A 3,342-nucleotide genomic window follows, 5' to 3' on the forward strand; every position below is an offset into this window, starting at 1 on the left:
GTGCGGGCTTGTCGTCCTTGCCCGTGACCATGCCGTTGATGCCCGAGGCCATGGTGTCGGTGAAGAAAGTCTGGATGCTGGAGCCGCCCACGGCCATGGTGCCGGCCGCGATCAGGATGAGCGTGTTGCGGCTGGCGTTGACCACCAGGCCCATGAGCGGCTCGCGCGACTGGCCCGTGAGGATGCGAAAGCCTTGCACCATGATCCAGGCGGTGAAGAGCACCAGGGCGATGGCGCTGGCCCAGACCATGCGCAGCACACCGACGAACAGCGCTATCAGCGACTGGATCATGGCGGTGAGACCGTGCATGTGCGAAGTGATCATGGTCGGTGACAGACGATGGTGCTTATGAACGCGAAGTGCTGACGCGCGGATTCGACTCAAGCCAGAGCCGGCCCGGTTTGCGCCTGCACAGGCTGATTCACCTGCTGCGAGCGTTGGGTCTGCTGCTGGTTGTGCGCATCGGCGAAGGCCACCGCGAAAGCGTGCGAACTCTGCGCCAGCGGCGTGTTCAGCGCCACCACCGTGTCCACACCGACCACCTTGGAATGCACGGTTCCCGGCTCCCCCTGCACCGCAATGAGCTTGCTGCCGTTGTCGTTCAGCGCCACACGATCGATCTGCTTGAACCTGGATTCACAAGCCGCTGAAGCCAAGGTGCCGGCGGCATTGCAGGTGTATTGATCGGAAGGGATGCCCCGCTCGGCATTGATCTTCTCCAGCCCGGCCAAGGCCTGCTTGTAGAACCCGTTGCCAGGGTGCTGGCCATCGTTCAACAGCGGCACCGGCCCTGCCTGGCTGCTGAGCCACGACCCTAACTTGTCGGTGAGCTTGTCCATCGCACGGGAAGCACCCTCGCGCACCGCTTCGCCAGTCCGCTCCAGCGCCTCGCCGGCCTGCCGGGCGCCTGTCTCCACCTTGTTGCGCGCTGCATCGTAGGCCTGTCCTGCGGCATGGCTGGCGGCCTTTGCGCTGTGCATGACCGTGTGCGCCCCCGACACCGCGGCTTGCGTGGCCTTCTCGGCCACCACCGTGCTGGCCGCATCCGCCGCCTGCACGCCCAGTCGCAAACCGCTCATGGTCGGGATCGCGATCGACGGCGGCAGATGATGGGCGGCCACCGTGTGCAAGTCGATCCGCCCCTTCATCACGTCATGACGGTACTGAGCGATGGGGCCGGCATAGGCACGCGCGCGTGCCTCGTTGGCCGCGGTCATGACCGACTCACCGCCCAATGCTGAGTTGCCGGGCAGAAAATTCTTGATCGTGTGGGCAGAAATGTCTGCCGCCAGCAGCGGATTGCCCGGCAGCGGCGAGCCCCCGATATAGCGGCCATGGCGCAGGCTCTCGATGTCCTGCGCCGCGGCATAGATCTTCACCTGTCCCAAGTGCGGCCCCCCGGCGCCCACCACGTCGGTGGCCCGCACGTGGTTGACGATGTTCGGATGCGGGGCATGCACGTCGACGCCATAGCGTGCCAAGCCGGTCAAGTCCTTGGGACCATAGGCGTTGAAGGTCTCGGCATGCACGCCGTACTTGGCGGCTGTGATTTCCGCCAGCGTGCCGCCCAGGGAGTGGCCGGTGATGGAGATGCTCAGGGGCTGGTGTTTTTTCCCCGCTTCTTCCTTGGCCAGTGCCATCGCCTGTTCGGTGAACTTCACGGCTTTGTCAAGCTGGCTGTTGCGCCCATTGAAGACCATGCCCGCATCGGCCATGCCGTCCTTGACCGATTCGGTGCCCCGGTGGGCAATGATCACCTCGCCGGTGTCAATGCGCCGATAGGCCGTGCCCTGGTAGTCCGTCTTGGGGTCATTGGCAACGTCGAGGATCTTGTAGTCGATGCCCCCAATGGAGACCGTCTTGTTGGAGTTCTTCTCTTGGGAGCGATCATTGTACGAATCGTCGGACAGGCGCGCATATTCGTTGGCGTCGATGCTCATTGGAAGTCCTCCTTGGCGGTCAGGGTGGTGGAGAAGAATTCATCGCGGTAGCGGGTGACCGAATCGTCCAGACGAGAGCCGCCGACGTGCGCGCCTTTGATGACGGAGGGATCGCCGAAATAGGATTTCGGGAAGTATTCGGTCTTCGACTGCAGCTTCGCAATCTGCTCGCCCGAAATAAATGGATTGAATGTCACTTCACCGGCCTTCATCACGCCCGAGAAGCCGACCATCTTCCAGCGACACACTCCGAGGCCGTAGTAATCGCTGTCCTGCACAAAATCCAGATAGACCGTTCCCTTGTAGGTCTGACTGTCGCCCACGCGCTTGAACTCGATGTCCGGGTCGATGGACAGGCGCTGATGGTGCCCGCTGATGGCATCCGCTGGCACGCACTCCTGTTCGTTCTGTACCTCGTACTGCATGAACCCCGTGACCGATTCAAATGGCCCGGGTGCATCCTGAACACTCAACGTCAGTTCATAACGCATCTTGGGTTGCGGGTTAAGTTTGATGTCGGGTTTTTTCATGGACTGTCCGCAAGCGGGGAGTGTGAGGGTCAAGAGAATGAAGAGGGCGGTGGCGACAAGGCGGTTCATCGCCATTTACCGAGTGCGTACCGGCAGGCTGCAGGCGGTGTAATGGACATGGCAGTTGGTGCGCCCCGCATCGCGGCATGTTTTCATGCCCGTCGCAACTGCTTTACCCACTGTGAGGTCGGTGGGAACGTTGTACCCGCCTTCTCCCACCACAACTGCAACACATTCGTTGTCGTATGTGGCTTGAATCTTGCAGTTCGCGCCGCCCTGTTGCTGACAACCATCCATTGCGACGTTCGCGGCTTCTTGTTTGCTTCGCTTGTCAGTGGCAACGCCAAAACTTCCGGTTGGACCGTCGTCTATTGCAACCGCTCCCCACCTTCTTTCCCACTGCTGCGGCGGTGCCTGTGGTGCTTGTTGCTGCCCATAGCCCGGGATCGGCGAGCAAACAATGGCAGCCGCTCTGCCGTTGTTGTGGTCGATGGTGCCTGGTGGACAAAACCCACCCTCGGCATGCGCGGCGCTGGCGCACAACAGCCAAAACCCCACCCTCAGCAGCCTGTATAAGAGATGTGCTGACATGGGTTATGCCCCATCCACATGGAGTGTTCGCGCTGGTGGTGGTGTCGTCCTGCTGGTGTCGATGGAATCAGCAACGTGTGGCGTGTTGCCCGCGGTGCGGGTGGCAACGCTGCCGGGATTGTTGAGACCGCCGCCTGTCTTGGATTGATCAGCAGGAGCCGTATTCCCCGTATGCGTCTGCTGCGCCCCATAAGTCCCAGGCGCCTGCCCCCCCGGCCCCTGCTGCGCACCGGCCCCACCTCCGACCACCGAGCTTGTATAGAACTGCCCCAGCGTTCCG

General features: G+C 62.1%; 4 protein-coding genes. All 4 read right to left on the reverse strand.

All coding sequences use genetic code 11. From position 1 onward, the window contains the following. Window positions 1-325: hypothetical protein (locus EJI00_RS24645; protein WP_221885070.1), on the reverse strand; the 325-nt coding region annotated here is incomplete at its 3' end. 56 nt (window positions 326-381) lie between these two features. Then, window positions 382-1,941 carry an XVIPCD domain-containing protein gene (locus tag EJI00_RS24650; RefSeq protein ID WP_126750096.1) on the reverse strand — a complete coding sequence of 520 codons (1,560 nt, stop codon included), beginning with the start codon at window positions 1,939-1,941 and terminating at the stop codon, window positions 382-384. After that, on the reverse strand, window positions 1,938-2,471 hold the full coding sequence (locus tag EJI00_RS24655) for a hypothetical protein (protein ID WP_126750097.1): 534 nt from the start codon (window positions 2,469-2,471) through the stop codon (window positions 1,938-1,940). Before EJI00_RS24655 ends, EJI00_RS24650 begins: the two co-directional genes overlap by 4 nt. A 75-nt stretch (window positions 2,472-2,546) precedes the next feature. Further along, window positions 2,547-3,062, reverse strand: a complete 516-nt coding sequence (locus EJI00_RS24660) for a DUF4189 domain-containing protein (RefSeq protein WP_126750098.1) — start codon at window positions 3,060-3,062, stop codon at window positions 2,547-2,549. Window positions 3,063-3,342: the final 280 nt, after the last annotated feature.

It is taken from the genome of Variovorax sp. DXTD-1, from assembly GCF_003984625.1.
Lineage (GTDB): Bacteria > Pseudomonadota > Gammaproteobacteria > Burkholderiales > Burkholderiaceae_C > Variovorax.